The organism is Mycobacterium sp. 141, from assembly GCF_000382405.1.
GTDB lineage: Bacteria > Actinomycetota > Actinomycetes > Mycobacteriales > Mycobacteriaceae > Mycobacterium.
Genome location: NZ_KB908261.1, coordinates 20,561 through 37,247, shown reverse-complemented (window position 1 = coordinate 37,247; position 16,687 = coordinate 20,561). Strand labels below are relative to the sequence as shown.

14 protein-coding genes are annotated in these 16,687 nt (G+C 66.1%); 4 read left to right on the top strand and 10 right to left on the bottom strand.

Annotation, left to right across the window (positions count from 1 at the left end; translation table 11 throughout):
* Nucleotides 1-79: 79 nt before the first annotated feature.
* Nucleotides 80-790: a hypothetical protein gene (locus H276_RS0111890; protein ID WP_231376661.1), complete on the top strand. Its 711-nt coding sequence runs from the start codon at nt 80-82 to the stop codon at nt 788-790.
* Here H276_RS0111890 and H276_RS0111885 read toward each other — a convergent pair.
* The 5 genes from H276_RS0111885 to H276_RS0111865 are packed head-to-tail and all read right to left on the bottom strand — an operon-like array spanning nt 771 to nt 5,209.
* Nucleotides 771-1,232, bottom strand: coding sequence for a hydrogenase maturation protease (locus H276_RS0111885; RefSeq protein ID WP_019971533.1), 462 nt, complete (start codon nt 1,230-1,232; stop codon nt 771-773). The genes H276_RS0111890 and H276_RS0111885 overlap by 20 nt on opposite strands.
* Nucleotides 1,229-2,521 carry a Ni/Fe hydrogenase subunit alpha gene (locus H276_RS0111880; RefSeq protein WP_019971532.1) on the bottom strand — a complete coding sequence of 431 codons (1,293 nt, stop codon included), beginning with the start codon at nt 2,519-2,521 and terminating at the stop codon, nt 1,229-1,231. The genes H276_RS0111885 and H276_RS0111880 overlap by 4 nt, the downstream gene beginning before the upstream one ends.
* Entirely contained in the window at nt 2,518-3,276 is a 759-nt protein-coding gene (locus H276_RS0111875) for an oxidoreductase (protein ID WP_019971531.1), read from the bottom strand. The genes H276_RS0111880 and H276_RS0111875 overlap by 4 nt, the downstream gene beginning before the upstream one ends.
* The gene (locus H276_RS0111870) at nt 3,277-4,128 is read right to left on the bottom strand and encodes an FAD/NAD(P)-binding protein (RefSeq protein ID WP_019971530.1); all 852 of its coding nucleotides are present in this window, start codon (nt 4,126-4,128) and stop codon (nt 3,277-3,279) included.
* On the bottom strand, nt 4,109-5,209 hold the full coding sequence (locus H276_RS0111865; protein WP_019971529.1) for a 4Fe-4S dicluster domain-containing protein: 1,101 nt from the start codon (nt 5,207-5,209) through the stop codon (nt 4,109-4,111). The genes H276_RS0111870 and H276_RS0111865 overlap by 20 nt, the downstream gene beginning before the upstream one ends.
* Between H276_RS0111865 and mgtA the strand changes: the two genes are divergently transcribed.
* Nucleotides 5,208-7,982 carry a magnesium-translocating P-type ATPase gene (gene mgtA, locus H276_RS0111860; RefSeq protein WP_019971528.1) on the top strand — a complete coding sequence of 925 codons (2,775 nt, stop codon included), beginning with the start codon at nt 5,208-5,210 and terminating at the stop codon, nt 7,980-7,982. The genes H276_RS0111865 and mgtA overlap by 2 nt on opposite strands.
* Nucleotides 7,983-8,040: 58 nt before the next feature.
* Here mgtA and H276_RS24070 read toward each other — a convergent pair whose 3' ends face one another.
* The 3 genes from H276_RS24070 to H276_RS0111845 are packed head-to-tail and all read right to left on the bottom strand — an operon-like array spanning nt 8,041 to nt 12,048.
* The gene (locus H276_RS24070) at nt 8,041-8,178 is read right to left on the bottom strand and encodes a YbdD/YjiX family protein (protein ID WP_019971527.1); all 138 of its coding nucleotides are present in this window, start codon (nt 8,176-8,178) and stop codon (nt 8,041-8,043) included.
* Nucleotides 8,178-10,478 (bottom strand): carbon starvation CstA family protein, encoded by a 2,301-nt coding sequence (locus tag H276_RS0111850; protein ID WP_019971526.1) that lies wholly within the window; start codon nt 10,476-10,478, stop codon nt 8,178-8,180. Before H276_RS0111850 ends, H276_RS24070 begins: the two co-directional genes overlap by 1 nt.
* Nucleotides 10,479-10,524: 46 nt before the next feature.
* Nucleotides 10,525-12,048: an ATP-dependent DNA ligase gene (locus H276_RS0111845; RefSeq protein WP_019971525.1), complete on the bottom strand. Its 1,524-nt coding sequence runs from the start codon at nt 12,046-12,048 to the stop codon at nt 10,525-10,527.
* Between the two features lie 235 nt (nt 12,049-12,283).
* Here H276_RS0111845 and poxB point away from each other — a divergent pair, with 235 nt between their 5' ends.
* Nucleotides 12,284-14,020, top strand: a complete 1,737-nt coding sequence (poxB, locus tag H276_RS0111840) for a ubiquinone-dependent pyruvate dehydrogenase (protein ID WP_019971524.1) — start codon at nt 12,284-12,286, stop codon at nt 14,018-14,020.
* A 23-nt stretch (nt 14,021-14,043) separates the two neighbouring features.
* Here poxB and H276_RS0111835 read toward each other — a convergent pair whose 3' ends face one another.
* A complete protein-coding gene (locus H276_RS0111835) occupies nt 14,044-14,718 on the bottom strand; it encodes a helix-turn-helix domain-containing protein (protein ID WP_026356888.1) in 675 nt (224 codons plus the stop codon).
* Nucleotides 14,719-14,870: 152 nt separating this feature from the next.
* On the opposite strand from H276_RS0111835, the gene H276_RS0111830 reads away from it, so the two are divergent.
* The gene (locus H276_RS0111830) at nt 14,871-15,686 is read left to right on the top strand and encodes a class I SAM-dependent methyltransferase (RefSeq protein WP_019971522.1); all 816 of its coding nucleotides are present in this window, start codon (nt 14,871-14,873) and stop codon (nt 15,684-15,686) included.
* A 79-nt stretch (nt 15,687-15,765) separates the two neighbouring features.
* Here H276_RS0111830 and H276_RS0111825 read toward each other — a convergent pair whose 3' ends face one another.
* Complete coding sequence (locus H276_RS0111825; protein WP_026356887.1) at nt 15,766-16,527, bottom strand: sulfite exporter TauE/SafE family protein; 762 nt, start codon at nt 16,525-16,527, stop codon at nt 15,766-15,768.
* Between the last annotated feature and the right edge of the window lie 160 nt (nt 16,528-16,687).

Sequence of the window (16,687 nt, the reverse complement as noted above, 5' to 3'; positions counted from 1 at the left end):
CGAGCGTGGGTCGCAACGCGCGATACCGGGGGACCTTCGGCCCTTCTCCCATGCGTGTCGGTTCTCTTACCGTCGGCTCATGGGAAAGCAACGTCCTTGCCTCGCAGGCCTGATGGCAGCAGCCGGCGTGATTGCGATGTACCGCGGTAGATTCCGGCCGTGGATGTACACCTGGGGCGCAGGTGAAGACGAAGCGGCTGCCGTGCTCCCCGGAGACGATCTGGTGACGACGGGCCTGCCTCGGACGACGCGCGCCGTGATGGTCGACGCCCCGCCGCGGGCGGTATGGCCGTGGCTGGTGCAGATCGGCGAAGGCCGCGCCGGTTTCTACAGCTATGCGTTGCTGGAGCGGGCCTTGGGAGCACGCATTCACAACGCGAACCGGATCCATCCGGAGTGGCAGGATCTCCAGGTCGGTGACACCGTCTGGCTGGCCCGGCGCTACGGCGCCCACGCTCGTCAGGTGGTGGCGCTCGTCGAGCCGAAGGCTCACTTGGTGCTGGTGTCGCCCGGCGATTTCGAGCGCGTGCAACGCGGCGAGAAGGCTTCGTGGGCATGGGGTTTCCATCTGCAACCTGGCAATGGCCGGACCCGGCTGATTACGCGTACGGTCGGCGCCCCGGTTGGATATGCCTTGTTCGACATCGCGCATTTCATCATGGAGTACGGCATGATGTGCGGTATCCGCCAGCGTGCGCAGCGAACCGCTCGTGCGGAGTACGAGCAATACCGAGCGGTCAGTGCGGCAGCGCCGCCGAATTTGGCCAGCGTCACGACGATTTCCTTGTAAGGAGTTCGGCGCGAACGGCATCGACCACACGCGGTACAGCCGCGGCGACGGCGGGCGTCAAGGTGTCACCGTGGCCGATGTCAGCGATGTCGACGGTGAAGACCACCAGTCGCCGCGGTAGCCGTCCGAGCGCTTCGCCCAGCGAGTACGCCTGTGCCAGACCGAGCATGTGCGAGCTCACCACCGGCGGCTCTCGGTCTTCGCCGGGCGTCCAGCGTCGAACCTGCCCGGTTGTCCCGGCAGAGTTGATCGCCGCGTCGACCACGATTGCGAGATCGGCGCCCGCCCACGCGTCGAGCATCGATCCCGGGTCGCCTATGTCCGTCATGACATGTACGCCCGGCATGCGGTGTCGAGCGATTTCCGCGGCCACCGCGAGGTCGATCCCGTCGTCGGACCGGAAAGCATTTCCGATACCTATGACGAGGACGCGACCATTCACCTGCGGTCCACAGTCCGCGTCAGAAAATGCGCCGAACACGAGATGCACGGATCGTGGTTGCGGATCGACCTCTCGCACAACGCGGTCAAGGAGGCATCGTCGAGGATGAGATTCGCCGCGACGAGTTCTGCCATCTCGTGTTCGATGGCCGCCTGGTTCTGGGCGGTGGGCGGCACGATCGTCGCAGCTTGGATCAGTCCGTCAGCTCCGATTGCGTAACGGTGATAGAGCAGCCCGCGCGGCGCCTCACTCACCCCGTGCCCAATCCCGGCACGTGGTGCGACCTCGACGAAGGGACGCTGAGGCCGGGTGTACTCGGCGATGATGCGCAATGCCTCGTCTATGGCGTACACGACCTCGACCGCGCGAACTCCGATACTGCGGAAAGGGTTTCGGCACTGTTGACCCAATCCTGCGGCCGCCGCCGCATCTTGAGCCACACGTGACAGCGCGGCATGGTGCAGCGAATAGCGCGCCAGCGGACCGGTCAGGTAACGGGCACCGTCGAGGGTCGCATGGAGCGCCGTCGAACGCCGCACCTGAGTCTCGATCACGTGGTCGGTGAAGGCGGCGACCGGGAACGTGGCGCCTGCACTGCGTGCGATCGTGCCATTCTCGATCGGGTAGCGACCGGAGTCGGTCAGCGCCAGGAACTCGTGATCGAATTCGACTTCCGGGTAATCGAATTGAGCGATGTCATGCACGGTGGACAGGGCGTCGTCGAGGGCGCGGCGCAGTTGTTCGGCCACGGGTTTGAGATCGTCGCGTTCGGGCACCGAATAGAACCCGCCCAACCGGACGTTGATCGGATGGATGGCGCGCCCGCCGATCTGCTCCATCAACCGATTGCCGGCCTTCTTCAGGGCCAGGCCGCGTTCGATCAGATCCGGTCGATCCTTGGCCAGGCTGATGCCGTCCGGATAGCCGAGGAAATCCGGCATGTGCAACAGGAAGATGTGCAGGGCGTGGCTGTGGATCCATTCTCCGCAGTAGAGCAGACGGCGCAGCTGCGCCAGTTCGGGATCGACCGTGACCCCGCAGGCGTCCTCCACGGCGTTGCATGCGCTCACCTGGTAGGCGACCGGGCAGATGCCGCATACGCGTGCGGTGAGGTCAGGTGGTTCGGTGTAGGCGCGGCCCCGCAGGAACGCCTCGAAAAACCGCGGCGGCTCATAGATGTTGAGTTCGACACTCTCGACGGCACCGTCGCTGAGCGTGACATGCAAGGCGCCTTCGCCCTCGACCCGGGTCAGCGCACCCACCGACAGCGTGCGCACCTCGGGCTTCATCGGTCGTTCCGCTCAGCCGAGAAACGGGTGACGTTGAATGTCGAAAACACCCTGCCGACATCGTCATTTGACAGTCCATCGCGGCGCAACAGCGGAACCAGCGCCGCGGAATTGGGTGTGGCGGCCGGCCCGAAACAGCCATAGCAGCCACGATGGTACGTCGGGCACAATGCCCCACACCCGGCGTGGGTGACCGGCCCGAGGCACGGGATGCCGTCGGCTACCACCACACACGTCACCCCACGCAGCTTGCATTCGGTGCACACCGTCTTTGCGGGCAACCGCGGCTCACGCCCGATCAACAGCGCGGCAAGGGTCTCGAGCAACTGGCCCCGGTCGATCGGGCAGCCCTGTAGCTGGTAGTCGACGACGACATGCTCGGCGACGGCTGTCGACGTGGCCAGGGTGTCGATGTAGTCGGGATGGGCGTACACGATCGACGCAAACTCGGCCACATCGGCGAAATTACGCAGCGCCTGTATGCCACCGGCCGTCGCGCAGGCTCCGATGGTCACCATGATCTCCGATTGCTCACGGATTTCTTTGATCCGCCGCTCGTCGGCCGGGGTGGTGATCGACCCCTCGACCAACGACACGTCATAAGGACCACCCACCACCGAGCTGGAGGCCTCCAGGAAGGTGGCGATCTGCACCTGCCCTGCGAGAGTGAGCAATTCGTCTTCACAGTCGAGCAGGGTGAGCTGGCAACCGTCGCAGGAGGCGAACTTCCATACGGCCAACGAAGGTGCGGTCATCTACAACTCCTTCACCAAGAGCAGGGGCTGCGCGACGTCGTAGCCCACGACCGGGCCGTCGCGGCACAGCAGCAGGGGACCCAACTGGCAGTGCCCGCACCAGCCGATGCCGCACTGCATATTGCGTTCCAGCGATACCCGGATATCACTGGCCACCATGCCTTTTCGCATGAGCGCGTCGGCGACCGCGTGCATCATCGGCTCGGGTCCGCACAGGAATGCAGTGGTGTTCTCGGGCCGCAGCGGCAGCCGCTGCAGCGGTTCGGTGACCAAGCCGACCTCACCCGGCCAGCCCTGCACCGGAACGTCGACGGTCAGGTGCACGTCGACGGGTCCAGTGTGCATCCATTCACGCAGTTCCGCGCCGAAGAGGAAGTCGTCGCGGGAGCGGGCACCGGCGATCACGGTCACCCGCCCATACGCGGTGCGATCGGCGAGCGCACCGAGGACAACCGGACGAAGCGGTGCGAGGCCCACGCCGCCGGCGACGATCACCAGGTCACGGCCGGCTGCTTCGGTCAGACCCCAGTTGGTGCCGAATGGGCCGCGCATGCCGATCACGGTGCCCGGTGGTGAGCCGCGCAGTGCTCGGCTCACCGCGCCGACCGAACGGACGGTATGGGCGATCGTGTGGTCGGACCCGGTGGGGATGCCGCTGACCGAGATGGCGATCTCACCGATCCCGAACGCGTACATCATCATGAATTCACCCGGCTGCGGGATATTCAGCGCGGTGCGCACGGGCTCAAGGCGCAACGTCGAGGAGTCGCGGTTCTCTCTGACGCTGTCATGCACCCGGTATGGCACAGGCGCCATCGTCGATTGTGCGGTATCAGTCATCGCGTTGCTCATCGAGATCCGCGAGGGTGGTCATCTCCTCGGTGATGTCAATTCCGGTGGGGCACCAGGCGATACACCGGCCGCAACCCACGCACCCGCTGCTACCGAACTGGTCGTGCCACGTGCCGAGCTTGTGGGTGAGCCAGTGCCGGTACCGCGACGGTCCGGACTGCCGGACGCTGCCCCCGTGCACGAATGTGAAGTCGGGCTCGAAGCACGATGACCAGTGCATCCACCGCTCGGCGTGCTCGCCGGTGAGGTCGGTGACATCCTCGACGCTGGTGCAGAAGCATGTGGGGCAGACCATTGTGCAGTTGCCGCAGGTCAGACACCGACTGGCGACATCGTCCCAGTGCGGGGACTCGCGGGACCGGATCAGCAGTTCCCGCAGGTCGCCTTGGGGCATCTGACGGCCCATGTGTTGCGCCGCCTCGTCCACCTCGGCACTGGCCGATTCGATCTCCTGCCGGTCGGCCTCGCGGTGAGGCACGGCTGCGAGCACGTCGGCGCCGTCGTCGCTGCCGACGTCGACGACGTAGTAGGGCTGACCGCGAGTATCGGTCAGTTCGGTGAGCGCCAGATCGTAGCCTGGCCCGACGTGCGGACCCGTCCCCATCGACGCGCAGAAACACAGGCCGCCGGGTTCGGTGCAGTTGACCGCGACCACGAAGCTGCGACGCCGTCGCCCGACAAAACCGTGGTCGGGATGTTGGCGCTCACCGAGAACGTCGTCGAGCCGCGCGATCGCAGCCAGATCACATCCCCGCACCCCGATGAAGGCATATCTGGCGGGTTCCTCCGGTGTCGGGTCGTCAGATGACCACAACAGCTGCCGCGGCGGGTGCAAGAACTGCTTCCACGACTGCGGCCCGGCAGAGTGGCCGAACAGCGCGTCGTCGTCGCGTCGTCGTAGCCGATAGTGCCCGGGCCCCACATCCACGCCCCAGCCTCTGGGCAGGTCGTCGGCTGAGGACAGTTCGGTGAGCACGATGGCGCTGTCCGAGCGAGTCGGGCCGATCACCCGGTACCCACGGTCGATCAGCGTGGAGACCAGTTGGTGCACTCCCGCGGTGTCGATCACCGCACCGTCCATGGACTCCAATCGTGCTCCTCGATGCGCCGACGTGCACGGTCCATTCGGCACTCCGGTGGGGGACAAAGGTCCTTACCGGTACCCGGTCGGATCGCAGGACAGCCGCGGCGGGGTCTTTCTGCCCTACGTGTCTGTCAGACAAGTGGTTCAGAATGTGGCAATGGAGACGCCGAAGGTCAGCGACGGACCTCAACTGGCTGTGTTGACCGCGCGGCGGGCTGCAGCGGCTTCTGTGGATGAGGTCCTGGCGGCGTTGAACAGCAGTGCCGCGGGGCTGTCGAGCGCAGAGGCGACGGCGCGGCTGGCGAGGTCGGGCCCCAACGCCGTGCGCACTCACCAGGTCAAAGCGCTTGCGGTACTGGGCCGTCAGTTGCGCAACGCAGTGCTGATCCTGCTGGCGGCAACCGCGATCGTGTCCTACTTCCTCGGCGACAGCTTGCAGGCCATCATCATCGGCGCCATTCTCACGGTGAGCGTCGGGCTGGGGTTCTTCAACGAATATCGTGCGGAGCAGGCGGCGGCCGCACTCCACTCACGTATGCGTCACAGCTCGGTGGTACTGCGGGACGGCCAGTTCGTCTCCGTCGATGTCGCCACGCTCGTTCCCGGCGACGTCATCCGACTGACGCTGGGGGAGGCGGTCCCTGCCGATGTGCGGCTGATCGAGGTCGCCGCTCTGGAGTGCAACGAGAGCATCCTGACCGGTGAGTCGATGGGATCGGAGAAATCCCCGAGTCCCGTCCCTGCCGACGCCGATCTTGCCGATTGTGCGGATCTCGCGTTCATGGGCACCATCGTCAACGCCGGGGAAGGGCTCGGTGTTGTCTACGCCACCGGGCGAAATGCTGAGTTCGGCCGCATCGCAGCGGGTCTCGGTGAGAGACAACCCGAGACCGACTTCCAGGTCGGGTTGCGCCGGTTCTCGTATCTGCTCCTGCGGGTGGCGCTCGCGCTGACCCTGCTGATCCTCGTCAGCAATCTGCTGCTGCGCAAGCCGATCATCGATTCGGTGTTGTTCTCGCTGGCGATTGCCGTCGGGATCACCCCGCAACTTTTGCCGGCCGTGGTCAGCGCCAGTCTGGCCACCGGATCGCGGCAGTTGGCCAAGGCAAAGGTGTTGGTCAAGCGCCTGGTGTGTATCGAAGATCTCGGCGACATCGACATCTTGATCACCGACAAGACGGGCACCTTGACCGAAGGGCGGATCAGCCTGGTGGACACCGTCAATGCCGCCGGTGCGCACAGTGACTCGGTACTGCGGCTCGGCCTGTTCGCTTCCGATATCGACCTGCAGGCCGGCGGGGCCAGCGCCAACCCTCTCGACGCCGCGCTGTGCGAGGCCCCGAACGCTGTCGAGGCCGTCGCACATGCTCACCGGGTGGCGCTGCTGCCCTTCGATCATCTTCGCCGTTCGTCGTCAGCCTTGGTCGACGACAACGGCAAGCGGGTCCTTGTGGTGAAAGGTGCGCCCGAACAGGTACTGGCCCGGTGCTCGATGACCGATCCCGCTGCGCAGGAGACCCTGGCCGGATTGTTCGCCGCAGGCCGGCGCGTCGTGGCAGTGGCGGCCAGACCCGCACCGAACCTTTCGGCCATCACGGCCACCGACGAAGCCGAGTTGATGCTGGCCGGATTCTTGGTGTTCGCCGACGAGCCGAAGGCGGCGGCACGGCACTCGCTGACAGAACTGGCCGCCCTGGGGATCGAACTCAAGATCGCCACGGGTGACAACGCTCAAGTGGCGGAAAAGGTTTGTGGCGACCTCGGATTGGTCTCGAAGGGCACGATCACCGGCAGCGAGCTCGAGGGACTCGACGATGACGGCTTCGCCCGGGCGGCCGACGATCACACCATCTTTGCGCGCATCTCGCCAGAGCAGAAGGCGCGATTGGTCAGATCGGCTCGGCGCAAGAAACGCTCGGTCGGGTTCCTCGGTGACGGGGTCAACGACGCCCTGGCCTTGCATGCCGCCGACGTGGGCATCTCCGTCGATACCGCCACCGACGTCGCGAAGGACGCGGCCGACGTCGTGCTGCTCGAAAAGGATCTCAGCGTGCTCGCCACGGGTGTGGCCGATGGCCGCCGGATCTTCGCCAACACCATCAAGTACGTCCTGATGGGAACATCGAGCAATTTCGGCAACATGTTTTCGGCGGCAGCAGCCTCGGCGTTGCTGCCATTTCTGCCGATGCTGCCGAGCCAGATCCTGCTGAACAACCTGCTCTACGACAGCTCACAGCTAGCCATCCCGACCGACCGGGTCGACGACGAACAGTTGCACGCGCCCGCACACTGGAATGTTGCCTTCATCCGACGATTCATGCTGATCTTCGGTCCCATCAGCTCCCTGTTCGACTTCATGACCTTCGGGCTGATGCTCGGTGTCCTGCACGCCGGAGCCACCACGTTCCGCACGGGCTGGTTCGTGGAATCGCTTGCCACGCAAACGCTGATCATCTTCGCCATCCGTACCCGAAAGGTGCCGTTCTTCCGGAGTAGACCCAGTGGATTGCTGACCATCACAAGCCTCACCGTCGTGGTGATCGGCGTGCTGCTCACGGTGTCACCGGTATCAGTGGCGCTTGGCTTCACACCACTGCCGTGGCAGTTCTTTGCCGTGCTGGCTGCATTTGTCATCACCTACCTCGTTTTGGTCGAGTTCGCCAAGAAGGTGTTCTACTCAGAACCCATGCACCTGTTCGGCCAGCCACACCGCACCCGCGGATACGAACACCGCGTTCACCGTCGCGCGGCCCGCTTCTCCCACGTCTGAACCGCCATTCGCCGGCGGCGCAGCGTTCCGCGGCGGGGTGGCGGGGCAGATTCGTGCGTCAGCAGCAGCGCGCGTTCGGGTTGATCTCGGTGTTGCGGTGCCGCATCTTCCAGTAGTCGCGCTCGGTGAGCACCGGCTCGCCGGGGTGTTGGCGGGTCTGGTGTTCGACATAGCGTCGGTAGTGGTTGTCGCCCATCAATGTGGCGATGTACCAACCGATTTGGTGTGCGGCCCGACGTGTGCACCGGGTAAGGCGTCCCATTGCTTCTGCACCTCCTTCTCCAACCGGGTCGGGATCAGGCCCGACGGGGCGAACAGCCGCGACGGCACGGGATCGTCGTCGGTGAGCGGGCGACCGCCGCCGCGGAGCGCCCGCAGCGCCATCACGACGCCGGCAAGGAAAACGATGAGCACGAGCACCGCGAATATCACCGAAAGCGTGCCCTGAATGAACGTGTTGCGGATGACGGCGTCGATCTGCTCGGGACTCTTGGCTGCACCGAATGTCGACTTCCCGGCCTCCTTGGCGGCGGCATACTGCGAATGCTGCTTCCAGTAGCCGACCTTGGGATCGCCGGAGAAGATCTTCTGCCACGACGCTGCCATCGTGACGATCAGATCCCACAACAGTGGAATCCCCGGAATCCAGGCCCATTTCACCAGACCACGCTTGATCACCACGACGGTGACGACGGTCAGCGCGATCGCCGCCAAAAGCTGGTTGGCGATGCCGAAAAGCGGGAACAGGGTGTTGATGCCGCCCAGCGGATCGGTCACCCCCATCAGCAGGGTGGATCCCCACGCGGCCACGACGACGACGCTGCAGGCCCATGCGCCGACTCGCCAGCTCGGGTTGCGGAACTTTCTCATCGGACCGCCGAGATTGCTCAGCCCGTCGGAGAGCATGAACCGCGCCACCCGGGTCCCCGCGTCGACGGTGGTGAGGATGAACAGTGCCTCGAACATGATCGCGAAGTGGTACCAGAACGCTTTCAGGCCCTCTCCGCCGAATACCTGGTGCAGCACCTGGGACATGCCGAAGGCCAGAGTCGGTGCGCCGCCGGTACGCGAGACGATCGTCTCCTCGCCGACACCATCGGCGGCCGCGGTGATCTCTTCCGGGGTGATCGGGGAACCGGACAGGCCAAGGCCGTTGACGTAGGTGGCCGCGGTCTGCGCGGTGGTGCCAGTCTGTGCCGACGGGGCGTTGATGACGAAGTACAGGTGCTGGTTGACGATCGCGGCGGTGATCAGCGCCATGATCGCGACGAACGATTCGGTGAGCATGCCGCCGTACCCGATCAGCCGCATCTGGCTTTCCTTCTCCAGCAGCTTCGGCGTGGTGCCCGACGAGATGAGGGAGTGGAATCCCGACAGCGCACCGCACGCGATGGTGATGAACAGGAACGGGAACAGCGAGCCCGCGAACACCGGACCGGTGCCGCTGGCGGCAAACTGCGAGACGGCGGGCGCCTCCATCACGGGCCGGGCGATGAGGATGCCGACCGCCAGCAGCGCGATGGTGCCGACCTTCATGAACGTGGACAGGTAGTCGCGCGGCGCCAGCAGCAGCCACACCGGGAGCACCGAGGCGGCCAGGCCGTAGGCGATGATGCACCACGACAACGTCACCTTCGACAGCGTGAACCAGTTGGTACCCCAATCGGTTTCGGCGACCCAACCACCGGAGACCACCGCGAGCAGCAACAGCGCGACACCGATCAGAGACACTTCCGACACCCGGCCGGGCCGCAGGAACCGCAGATAGAGGCCCATGAAGAGGGCGATCGGAATGGTCATCGCGATGGAAAACACGCCCCACGGGCTTTCCGCCAGCGCATTGACCACCACGAGTGCCAGAACCGCCAGCAGGATCACCATGATGACCAGCACCCCGACGATGGCGGAGACGCCGCCGATTGCCCCGAGCTCGTCACGGGCCATCTGACCCAGCGACCGGCCGCGGCGGCGTACCGAGATGGCCAGCACGAGATAGTCCTGGACGCAACCGGCCACCACGGCACCCACGATGATCCAGATGGTGCCGGGCAAGTAGCCCATCTGCATGGCCAACACCGGGCCGACCAGCGGGCCGGCTCCGGCGATGGCGGCGAAGTGATGGCCGAACAGCACCCGTCGGTCCGTGGGTACGTAGTCGGTGGCGTTCTCGAAAAGTTCTGCCGGAGTGGCATTGTCGTCGCGAGGCCTGACGATCTTCATCTCGATCAGCCGGGCATAGAAGCGGAAGCCGATGACGTAGGTGCAGATCGCGGCGATCACGAACCAGACCGCGTTGACGGTCTCGCCGCGGAAGAACGCGATCACCGCCCAGGCGATGGCGCCGATGAGTGCGATGATCGCGAAGACGATCTTGTGCCGCGTGGTGACCCCGCGGCGATCAATTATTGCGACCGGTGGCAGATCCTTGTCGGTGCGGATGTAGGTGACGTCGCCGTCGGTCTCCTCGATCCGGTCGGACGCGGTGGGTGTGGCCATGGCCCGATCTTTTCATCGCCGCCGCCGCGGCGCGGCAGAACCCTGTTCAGCGTTCGTACAGGGCCCGGACAGTTTCGACGGTGTCGGCCTCTTCGGGCGATTTGTCGTCGCGGTAACGCAGCACGCGGGCAAACCGCAGCGCCATCCCGCCGGGATACCGCGACGAGCCCTGCACGCCGTCGAATGCGATCTCGACCACCTGCTCGGGCCGCAGCTTGACGAGGTAGCCGTCGGTGGGACCGTCGGCCAGTTCGGTGAAACGTTCGGTCTGCCAGGCAAGCATCTCGTCCGTCATGCCTTTGAACGTCTTGCCCAGCATCACGAAACCGCCCGTGGCCGGATCGCGCGCGCCCAGATGGATGTTGGAGAGCTTCCCGGTACGTCGGCCCGAGCCCCATTCCACGGCGAGCACCACGAGATCCAGGGTGTGCACCGGCTTGACCTTGAGCCAGCCCGCGCCGCGACGTCCCGCCTCGTACGGGGCCTGCGGTGCTTTCGCCATCACCCCCTCATGTCCAGCTGCCAGGGTGGCGGCCAGGAACTCGCGGGCCTGCGCGGGATCGGCGGTCACGACGTGGGCGACGCGTCGAGCGGCCGGGACGATCGCATCGAGTGCGGCGCGGCGCTCGAGGGTCGGTAGGTCGAGCAGGTCCCTGCCGTCGACATGCAGTAGGTCGAAGAAGAACACCGACAGCGGCACCTCGTCGGTCGGGTTCCGGCGCCCGAAGCGCGCGGCGGTCACCTGGAACCGGTGCGGCCGGCCGTCGGAGCGCAGCGCGATGGCCTCCGCGTCGGCGATCAGATCCGTCACCGGAAGCGCCAGGGTGGCTGCTACCACCTCCGGCAGGCGCGACGTGACATCGTCGAGGCTGCGCGTGTAGATGGACACGTCGGACCCGATACGGTGGATCTGCACCCGCGCGCCGTCCAGCTTGGTCTCCAGAACCGCTGTGCCGCCGAGCCTTTCGAGGGCATCGTCGAGGTCGCTTGCGGTCTGTGCCAGCATCGGCCCCACCGGGCGGCCCACCTGGAGCCCGAAGGCCTGCACCGCCGCGGCACCACCGGTGAGCGCCGCGGCCGCAACGGCAGGCAGGTCGCCGGCCAACATGGCGGCCCGGCGCACCTCGGCGGCAGGGATTCCCGACGAGCGTGCGACGGCGTCGGCCATGACGCCGGCCAGGGCTCCCTGACGCAACTCACCGCCCAGCAGCCGACGCAGGAAGGTCTGTTCCTCGGCGGTCGCGGCACCGAACAGCTCACTGACGAGCTGGGCCCGCTGCGACTGCGACCCTTTCCCTGTGACCTTGCCGATCGCGGTGAGCCGGCTGTTCACGTCGGTCACGGTCAGTGTCGGTGTGGCCGCAGGCGGCGGCAGCGCGCGTAACCCCGCCCAGCCCACACCGATCTGGCGTTGCAGCAGCTCGCCCGAGAGCCAGGCCACCACGACCGCGACGGGGTCGCCATCTTCGGCGACCACGGTCAGCAGTGTGGCGATGCGCTCGGTCTTGGCGCGCCGTGCCGAATTCGCCGCGACGTCGGTGGAGGCGGCGACGACCTCGGCGAGCAGCATGCGTTCAGCGTGCCACGAGGTAAGTCGGCGTGACCACGCGTGAGGTATCGCGGACTGTGCGCGGTCGCAGGCCGTGAGCGTGCGCGAAATGCCGACGTTTTGCGGTGTGCCGGGCGGCAGACGCGCACGCTCGCGGTGCTGAGGAAACCATGATGACCGGACGGATGGCGCAAGCCCCCAAGTAGAGTGACCACGGCGTGACCGGTCACGTCGACATCGCACACCGGGAGGCGTTATGGCAACCGTTGCAGACCAGGTGATTTCCGCGCTGAGCGCCAGTGGCGTGCAACGGGTGTACGGTCTGCCGGGCGACAGCCTCAACGGGTTCACCGACGCCATCCGGCGATCCGGATCCATCACCTGGCAACACGTCCGGCATGAGGAGACGGCAGGGTTCGCGGCGGCGGCCGACGCGGCACTGACCGGCCAACTGGCCGTCTGTGCGGGCAGCTGCGGTCCGGGTAATTTGCACTTGATCAACGGCCTGTTCGACGCGCAGCGCAGCAGGGTGCCGGTCCTGGCGATCGCCGCGCATATCCCGCGCACCGAGATCGGGTCGGAGTACTTTCAGGAAACCCATCCGCAACAGCTGTTCGGTGAGTGCAGCGTGTACTGCGAATTGGTCAGCACCCCGGAGATGGCGCCGCGGATCCTTGAGATGGCGATGCGTGCCGCGGTCGAGGAGAACGGCGTCGCGGTCATCGTCGTTCCCGGCGAGATTTTCCTGGCCCGCGCCGGGGGATCGGAATGGGCGTCGCGCCCGGTACGACCGACGCAGTCGGTGGTACGCCCCGAGGACGAATCGGTGCGGCGTGCGGCAGACATCCTCAACGCAGCCCAGCGGGTCACCATTCTCGGTGGCGCAGGAGTGGCCGGTGCGCACGACCAGCTGATCGAACTGGCCGCGACGCTGCAGGCGCCGATCGTGCACGCGCTGCGCGGCAAGGAGTTCATCGAATACGACAACCCGTTCGACGTCGGGATGACCGGCCTGCTCGGGTTCGCGTCGGGATACAAGGCCATCAAAGAGGCCGACACCCTGCTGATGCTCGGCACCGATTTCCCGTACCAGCAGTTCTATCCCGAGGGCGCCACTGTCATCCAGGTCGACATCCGCGGGCGGAATCTCGGTCGGCGCACACCGATAGACCTCGGTTTGCGCGGCACCGTCAAGGACACCCTGACCGCGCTGCAACCGCTGCTGCGCGCAAAGACCGACCATGAACACCTGGACCGGTCGCTACGGCACTACGCCAAGACCCGTGCATCCCTGGACGCGTTGGCCGTCAACGACCGCGACAAAACTCCGATCCGCCCGGAATATGTTGCCGCACTTGCCAACCGGCTGGCCAACGATGACACCGTGTTCACGTGCGACGTCGGATCGCCGGTGGTGTGGGCGGCCCGCTACCTCACCATGAACGGCCGGCGCAGGCTGATCGGGTCGTTCAACCACGGCACCATGGCCAACGCGCTGCCACACGCCATCGGCGCACAGACTGCCTATCCCGGCAGGCAAGTGGTCGCGCTCGCCGGTGACGGCGGGCTGACCATGCTGTTCGGCGAATTGCTGACACTGATCCAGAATCGGTTGCCGGTCAAGCTGATCGTGTTCAACAACTCGTCGCTGAACTTCGTCGAGCTGGAGATGAAAGCCGCGGGCATCGTCACCTTCGGCACCGACCTGGTGAATCCGGATTTCGCCGCCGTCGCCCAGTCGATGGGTGTGTTCGGCAGACGGGTGACCGAGCCCGCCGCACTGGAACGCGCACTGACCGACGCGTTCGCCCACGACGGGCCCGCGGTGGTGGACGTCGTCACCGCTCGTCAGGAACTGTCGATACCGCCGGCCATCACCGTCGAACAGGCAAAGGGCTTCTCGCTCTACGCCATCCGGACCATCCTGGCCGGACGCGCCGACGAACTGCTCGACCTGGTCAGCACCAACGTCGCCCGGCGCATCCTGGACTGAGAACAGAAGCCCGAGGCGGATTTTCACGCCGGGCGGGGGATGGCGGCGGCCGTGCTCTGGCCCAGCCACTTCGGGATGGCCTGGCGGACCTCGGCCGGCCCGGACAACGCGACACTTCCGTCGGCCACCGCGTCCGACCAGCCGACGTCGCCCCGCCAGATCCGGGTCAGCGTGCGCAGACCGGTTTCCACCGTGCCCGTCACGTCATGGCCCGGATCGGCATCGCACATGTCGGCCTTTCCGTCGGCAACCACCAGCCACCACCGGGACGCCTTGGCGGGGACACCGTCGAGGACGAAGGAGATCGTGGTGCGCGTGCGCGGCCAGTCGTCGATCGGGATGGTGCGCCGTATGTCCCACATCAGCAGATGTGGGTCCAGATCCTCCTCGCCCAGTTCGCCGATCCAACGCACACCCCACGCGCCGAGCGCCGTCACCACACCCGCCAGCTCCTGTCCACAAGGGGTCAGGGAATATGTTGTGCGACCATCGCTTTCGGTCCGCTGCAGCACGCCGGCCCGCGTCAGCGACTTCAACCGTTTGGACAACAGCGCCGGCGACATCTTCGGCACGCCGCGGCGCAGGTCGTTGAAGTGCGTGCTGCCCAGCAGCAGCTCGCGGATCACCAACATGGTCCAGCGTTCGTCGAGCACCTCCATGGCCTTGGCCACGGGGCAGAACTGGCCGTAAGTCGACATGGCGATACCTCCCGCGAGAAGCGCTGTGCACAAGTACACCGCCCGTAGCGCCCGGAGGCCAGTACAGATTTTGAACCTGCACCGGTACAGATCTGGTACTGGATGACCGCCGAGCCCGGGCGCGACCATTGGTTTGGCGAAAGGAGCCGTCGATGAATGCCGTGATTGCCGACCGTGAGTTGGAGGCCAAGCACCGCGGGCTGTGGGCGCTGGGCGACTATGCCGCCGTCGCCGTCGATCTGGTGGCGCCGTTGGGTTCGGAACTTGTGGCCGCCTGCGGCATCCGAGCGCAGGACCGGGTACTCGATGTCGCTGCGGGAACCGGCAATGCCGCGATCCCTGCCGCAGCCACCGGCGCGGATGTCGTCGCGTGCGATCTGTGTCCGGACCTGTTGGCGCGGGGCCGCGTGCAGGCCACCGAACACCGTGTCGCGCTGCAGTGGCGCGAAGCCAACGCCGAGGCGCTGCCGTTCGGGGACGCTGAGTTCGATGTGGTGATGTCGTGCATCGGGGTGATGTTCGCGCCGCATCATGAGCAGGCTGCTGACGAACTGGTGCGGGTCGCTCGCCCGGGCGGGCGGATCGGACTGATCAGCTGGACGCCCGAAGGATTCGTCGGGCAGCTCTTGGCCACCATGAAGCCTTATATGCCGAAGCCTCCGGCCGGGGTGTCGCCGCCGCCGCTGTGGGGCGGCGAAGCGTACGTGGGTGCGCTGCTGGGCAAGCGGGTGACCGACCTGGTGACCGAACGGCGCGAGCTGACCGTCGACAAGTTCGGCGACGGTGCCGCGTTCCGCGACTATTTCAAAGCCAACTACGGGCCGACGATCGCGGCATACCGCGCGATAGCCGCTGACACCGAGCGGGTGGCGGCCCTCGATACCGACATCGCCGCGCTGGGCGATCGCGCTATCAGCGGCGGGTCGATGGACTGGGGCTATCTATTGGTGACGGCACGCAAACGCTGAACAGAGACGGGCGCGATGTCTGCCGAGCAAATGCCGACGTCGAGTGACACCAGCACTGCAGCTACTGCTCGCGCGTATGTCAGTAAGCGTCGAGCGCTAACTTGATCGCCAACGCGACACCTGCCGCGCCGATCAACAGGCGCAGGGGTGTTGCCGGCGCGTGCCGTACGATGATCGGCCCCAGCCGCGAGCCGATCAGGCAGCCCAACCCGAGCGGCACCACAGCTGGCCAGTGCACGGGTGCGAACACCATGAAGGCCACTGCAGCAACGGAATTGGCGACGCCGAGGACGACGTTCTTGCTCGCGTTGGCATGGGCGAGCGTGGCGCCTCCGGCCCGCAGCAGCAGAGCCAACAACAGCACGCCGGCGGCAGCGCCGAAGTAGCCGCCGTAGATCGTGATCAGGAATATCGCGATGGCTTCGAAGGTGACCCGCACGATTTGGTCGCGGTGACTGGTCGCGCGTGCTTCCCGATGTTCCCTGCGGGGTACCAGGATTGCGACGGAAGCGACGACGAGCAGGACGGGCACGACCTTCTCGAAACCCTCGGCCGGGGTGGACAGCAGGAGCGCCGCGCCCGCCGCCCCGCCGAGCACGGCCAGCGGGATGATTCGTCCGATCCATCTTCCCTGCCCGGCCAATTCGGGTCGTGAACCCCACACCGATCCGATGCCGTTGAACACCAGAGCCACGGTGTTCGTCACGTTGGCGGTCACCGGGGGCAGCCCGACCATGAGCAACGCCGGGTACGTGGCGACCGAAGCGAGTCCGGCGATGCTGCCGGTCAAGCCGCCGGCGATGCCGGCTACCACGAGCAGTGCCATATCCCACCAGGTCATACGGTGTGCCGGCAATGCCGCGGACTGGACGTGCACATCCGGCTCACGCTACTTGGACGGCTACGGGGCAATCCTGCGTGACCGATGAGCGCACGTCAGCCGACACGACAAGGGCCGAAGAAGTGATTGCGCCACCGGTTGGGGAGCGTCTAACATCCCA

Coding starts and splice junctions, on each gene's coding strand:
- H276_RS0111825 (WP_026356887.1), bottom strand. CDS start 16,527: ATGACCTGGTGGGATATGGCACTGCTCGTGGTAGCCGGCATCGCCGGC.
- H276_RS0111850 (WP_019971526.1), bottom strand. CDS start 10,478: ATGGCCACACCCACCGCGTCCGACCGGATCGAGGAGACCGACGGCGAC.
- H276_RS0111865 (WP_019971529.1), bottom strand. CDS start 5,209: ATGGACGGTGCGGTGATCGACACCGCGGGAGTGCACCAACTGGTCTCC.
- H276_RS0111890 (WP_231376661.1), top strand. CDS start 80: ATGGGAAAGCAACGTCCTTGCCTCGCAGGCCTGATGGCAGCAGCCGGC.
- H276_RS0111880 (WP_019971532.1), bottom strand. CDS start 2,521: ATGAAGCCCGAGGTGCGCACGCTGTCGGTGGGTGCGCTGACCCGGGTC.
- H276_RS0111845 (WP_019971525.1), bottom strand. CDS start 12,048: ATGCTGCTCGCCGAGGTCGTCGCCGCCTCCACCGACGTCGCGGCGAAT.
- mgtA (WP_019971528.1), top strand. CDS start 5,208: ATGGACTCCAATCGTGCTCCTCGATGCGCCGACGTGCACGGTCCATTC.
- H276_RS0111835 (WP_026356888.1), bottom strand. CDS start 14,718: ATGTCGACTTACGGCCAGTTCTGCCCCGTGGCCAAGGCCATGGAGGTG.
- H276_RS24070 (WP_019971527.1), bottom strand. CDS start 8,178: ATGGGCGACAACCACTACCGACGCTATGTCGAACACCAGACCCGCCAA.
- H276_RS0111875 (WP_019971531.1), bottom strand. CDS start 3,276: ATGACCGCACCTTCGTTGGCCGTATGGAAGTTCGCCTCCTGCGACGGT.
- poxB (WP_019971524.1), top strand. CDS start 12,284: ATGGCAACCGTTGCAGACCAGGTGATTTCCGCGCTGAGCGCCAGTGGC.
- H276_RS0111870 (WP_019971530.1), bottom strand. CDS start 4,128: ATGAGCAACGCGATGACTGATACCGCACAATCGACGATGGCGCCTGTG.
- H276_RS0111830 (WP_019971522.1), top strand. CDS start 14,871: ATGAATGCCGTGATTGCCGACCGTGAGTTGGAGGCCAAGCACCGCGGG.